Here is a 4,071-nt window from a genome sequence, read left to right as displayed (position 1 = left end):
CCGTTCCAGGTGGGATCTTCGTGGCCGTCGAGCCGTCGCCCGCGCAGTCCGACGTCCCGGAACGCCAGGAAATGATCGAGGCTGACGAAGCGGACATCACCCCGTCGCGCGCCTGGCTCTCGTGCCCGAACTGTCCTGGTCGGCACGACGCGACCGTTGCGCACAGGCCGCCAGTTCGCAATGGCGCCGAACGGCGAGGTCGACATCAGCCCTTCCTCTAGCGCCCAGCCGTAGAACTTCTCCAGCGCCGCCACCGCGCGGTTCCAGGAGGACGCCGAAATACGATAGGGCGGAGCTGATCGGCGGCGCGCGGCGTGATAGGCCGCGATATCGTCGCGATCAGCCTGCCAGATGCGCTTGCCTTGCCGCCGCTCCGAAAGAAAGCGCATCCAGACGACGAGGTCGCGCCCATAGGCGCGAAGACTGTTCGGCGAGCGCACCCCCATCGTGGGGCATGCCCGGAAAAAGCGATTGAGGTCCGGGTCGTATGTGCCGTCTTCATCCAGGATGAAGGGAATGCCGTCACTGAGCCCGGATCGGTGCGCCGCCGCGATCGCCTCAGCCGGAAGCTCATGAGCAACGTTATCAATGATGGCTGGCCGACGCAGCGCTGCAATATCGGTGAAGTAAAGTTGCGGCATCCGTTCTCCAAAGCGGAGCGCCTTCGGCGCGAGTCATTCTTGAATGCGAGGGGTTCCCCTCGCGCTCTCCCGCTCGCCGCGTGGCAGGGGTGCAGGACTTCGCCTGCACCCCATGAACAAGCTTGTGGAGCCGCCGCCGCGTCAAGCGTTGTCCTCGCTACGCTGCGGGAACGCTTGACTCGGACGTCTGATGAGACTCACCGGCAACGCCGATGCAGCGCCCCCATGACTGATTCTGAGACAGGCCGATAGAGTCTGGATAACGCCGACGTGCTGTCACGCGAGTCCGGTCAACAGGTTGGAGATCCTGTCCGGTTGATCGTTCCGATGCTCCAGCGCTTCATGGCGACGGATCGGGGCTTCGCACGTTCGCGGAAGCTGCCGCGCGATCCATGACCTACGCACTTGACCCATTTGTCCCGTTGGGTCGAGTGGATTGTCGCATGATGTCGCGCAGCCCCTTCAGCGCGGGATTGGGATTGCACTCCATCCAAACTGCGTAAACCGACACGACGTTCCTGCCGGCAAGCGGCACGACCGCCACGCCGGCTGGAGCGGTGCGCGAGGAAGGCCCAGCAGTGACCGTAACGCCAAATCCCGCGGCCACCATATCGATGAGATTGGATTGGTCGACACGATGCAGCTGAACCTTGACCTCCACATCCAGCTTCGCCATGCGCGCCACGATATGGTCCTCGATATCAGGTCCCAGGCCGCCCGCGCCGAGGATGAATTTCTCCAGCCGAAGGTCGTTCAACGTGAGCCTCCGTGCTCCCGCCAGGGGATGAGACTTCGGCAGCACCGCGATCATACGCTCGTCCCGCAAGTGCAATGTTCGAGGCGCGCCCTCTCGGATTTTCGCGACAAATGCCACATCCACGTTACGCTGCTGCGTGAGTGCCCAGCTCGCGCTGGAGGTGCCTTCGACGACTTCGATGGAGATGCCTTCGTATTCCCTGCAGAACCGCTCGAACAATTCACTCACTAGGATGAAAGGCGCGCTTATCGCGACCGTGAGCTGGCCGTGCACTCCACGTTGCAATGCTCCGATGCGCTGCATTGCCCGTCTCAGATGATCGAAACCCAGAATGGCTTCTTCCAGGAATCGGTCCCCCGCCGGCGTTGGGCGTATGCCCGCGTGGCCTCGCTCAAACAGCTCTGCGCCGACGCGATGCTCCAGGCTACGGACGCCCCTGCTCACCGTAGACTGCTGAATATTCAGCGCGGCGGCCGCACGGCGAAAGCTTCCATATTCGGCCGCCGCCAACGCGTACCGAAACAATCGAAAGTCAAAAGAGATGTCAGGCATCCAATCGTATCTATCCTGCGGTCGTGAGCCCCGAAGTGGCGGTTCACTTCGAAATCACTTTGAAAATGGTCGCTTGGGTTGGTTTGCAGGATGCCTTCCGACTGCTGCCGCCCGGACCCATGCAACAACCTGCTGGCCGGTTTCCTTCAGCGTCGCTCACGCGTCAGACGCATTAAGCACCCAGTGCTAATACGGACGGAAGTCGCCTCGATGACAACACAGGCTTGAGAAGCCCTGCCTTGTTGCCCAACCGACGACGCATAGCATCCGAAATCTCAAACACGCCCGCGTAAGTCATCGTCTTGCCGACTCGTGTCGGGACACCGATGACGTCATATGGACAATCGACCGTGCGGAATATTCGCGCCATTCGCGCATCGAAGACCGACACGATGTGTTCGACGCCGGCAAGCTGTGCTGCCTCGACGAGGCCGCAGAGCAGTTCGACCGTGGTCGTGTTGACCATGTGGTTTACGCCCTGACGCGCCAGACCGATGGCAAGCTCTGGATTGACGGCAAAACGCGAACTCTCCCAGATCAACGGACTCTCGACCGGACCATCGGGAACAAGCGCGGCGAAAACATCGCGAAGCATGTTGGGGCCAGTGGTCGGTAGAAGCCGAACGGCGCCTTTCAGATGCTGCGTGACCTCATCGACACAAAGAAGATAAAGGGGATCTTCTGCATCAAACCGATCGCATTCTCGTCCGTCGACTACGCTGACGTCCCAAGCCAGCCGATCCGCGAACACCGCGGCGCGCACGCGGAACATTTGGTCAAAGAGGTCCGGATAGTGATGGCGGTCAACGCCTTCAATGGCCAGTATCATCCTTAGTCTCCTCGTTGTTAAACGAGGCAGGACGTATGGCCGGAAGGCGGAAGCTAGTATCCGGTTGAATAGCCGGGTTTACGGCACCTTGAAGAGCAAGCCAGACTCGTGGGCAAGTGAGACCGCGTGTGTATTGCTCGATGCCCCGAGTTTATGCCGCGCGCTTTCGAGATAGCAGCGCACAGTGTGCGGCGATAGCCCGAGGATCACACCGCACTCCCACACGGTCTTACCTTCCGAGGTCCATTGCAGGCATTCGAGTTCCCTGGGCGACAGGTGGGGCTGCGTCCGAAAGATGGTCTCTGTCCGCAGCACGGCGTCATGGAGATGCGCCGCTATGATCGGAAAATGCCGGAAGGCGGTCCGGCGCGCCCAATACCATTCGCGGTTGTTGAAGTCGGCGGTCACCGAAAACAGGGCCCGGTCGCCGCGGCAGCCATGGACCGGGAAGGAGATGCCTCGCCGGCCGAGCCCAAACTCTAGCGCCTCTCCGAAAAACTGCCGCAAAGCCCGCTCACCGTTGCCGAACTCATCCCAATCGATGGGGAGCAGGCGCCTGAGGCCGATTTGGATCGCGGGATCGATTTTGAGATAGCCGCGGGCCCTATACCGCTCTACCCATTCGGGCGGATAGGTCACCGCAATATACGGCTCGTGCCTTGGCACCGTCTGATCGAGCGCACCGGTTCCCAAATAGGCGACGGTCTTCATGCCGTATCTTTCCGCGACACGCCGCAGCAGGGCCGGAATTTGCTCCCCGTCACCAAGCTTGCCGATGTCTTCGAGCGTCGCGTCGAGACCTGTCATTGCATTATGCATGCCTGCGACGAAGCGCCCGCACCATGAACCAAACGACCATCAACACGAGGGGCGCAGCGATCGAGAGAGCGATGGTCTTTTCCCAGTGCAACTCGTCAAGTGGGCCAGCCAAGGCGTAGCTGATAAATGCCAAAGAGGAAGTAACTGATGGCGATGGTCGACAGCCCTTCCACCGTCCGCTGGAGCAGGAACTGGCCGTGCGCGGTCTTTGCAATGCTGTCTAGGACAGCGGCATTTTGCAGTTGGACGTCGACGCCGATCCTGACGTCCAACAACTCGATTGCCCGTTCGAGCTTAGCGGAGAGCACGGCCAGACGTTTCTCCATCGCCACGCAGGTGGCCAGCGCGGGGTCCTCCGGAATGCCGATGCAGTGTGTAAGCGTCGGCCCGCGTATCCCCTGCGACGAGCTCTATTCGTTGATGATGGGGATCGTTTCGGGACACAGCGGCGCCAGGAATTCGATGCCGTCTTC

General features: G+C 61.0%; 5 protein-coding genes and 1 pseudogene. 1 reads left to right on the top strand and 5 read right to left on the bottom strand.

The features are described 5' to 3' along the window. The coding region (locus EOA86_RS25185; RefSeq protein WP_164891967.1) for a site-specific integrase at positions 1–641 on the bottom strand (641 nt) is incomplete at its 3' end. Between the two features lie 264 nt (positions 642–905). Here EOA86_RS25185 and EOA86_RS25180 point away from each other — a divergent pair. Then, positions 906–1,037, top strand: a pseudogene (locus tag EOA86_RS25180) (DUF2274 domain-containing protein); the annotation flags it as partial. 1 nt (position 1,038) lies between these two features. Here EOA86_RS25180 and EOA86_RS25175 read toward each other — a convergent pair. The 4 genes from EOA86_RS25175 to EOA86_RS25160 all read right to left on the bottom strand — a co-directional run bounded on the left by EOA86_RS25175 (position 1,039) and on the right by EOA86_RS25160 (position 3,942). Continuing rightward, complete coding sequence (locus EOA86_RS25175) at positions 1,039–1,950, bottom strand: LysR family transcriptional regulator (protein ID WP_128344154.1); 912 nt, start codon at positions 1,948–1,950, stop codon at positions 1,039–1,041. Between the two features lie 172 nt (positions 1,951–2,122). After that, positions 2,123–2,779, bottom strand: a complete 657-nt coding sequence (locus tag EOA86_RS25170) for an acyl-homoserine-lactone synthase (RefSeq protein ID WP_128344152.1) — start codon at positions 2,777–2,779, stop codon at positions 2,123–2,125. Positions 2,780–2,857: 78 nt separating this feature from the next. Then, entirely contained in the window at positions 2,858–3,586 is a 729-nt protein-coding gene (locus EOA86_RS25165; RefSeq protein WP_164891966.1) for a LuxR family transcriptional regulator, read from the bottom strand. 107 nt (positions 3,587–3,693) lie between these two features. Then, the gene (locus EOA86_RS25160) at positions 3,694–3,942 is read right to left on the bottom strand and encodes a DUF3422 family protein (protein ID WP_281035694.1); all 249 of its coding nucleotides are present in this window, start codon (positions 3,940–3,942) and stop codon (positions 3,694–3,696) included. Positions 3,943–4,071: the final 129 nt, after the last annotated feature.

This window comes from Mesorhizobium sp. M5C.F.Ca.IN.020.32.2.1, from assembly GCF_004023105.1.
Taxonomy (GTDB): Bacteria; Pseudomonadota; Alphaproteobacteria; order Rhizobiales; family Rhizobiaceae; genus Mesorhizobium; species Mesorhizobium wenxiniae.
Note: the sequence above shows the minus strand (reverse complement) of the source record. Positions and strands in the feature narration are given on the sequence as shown.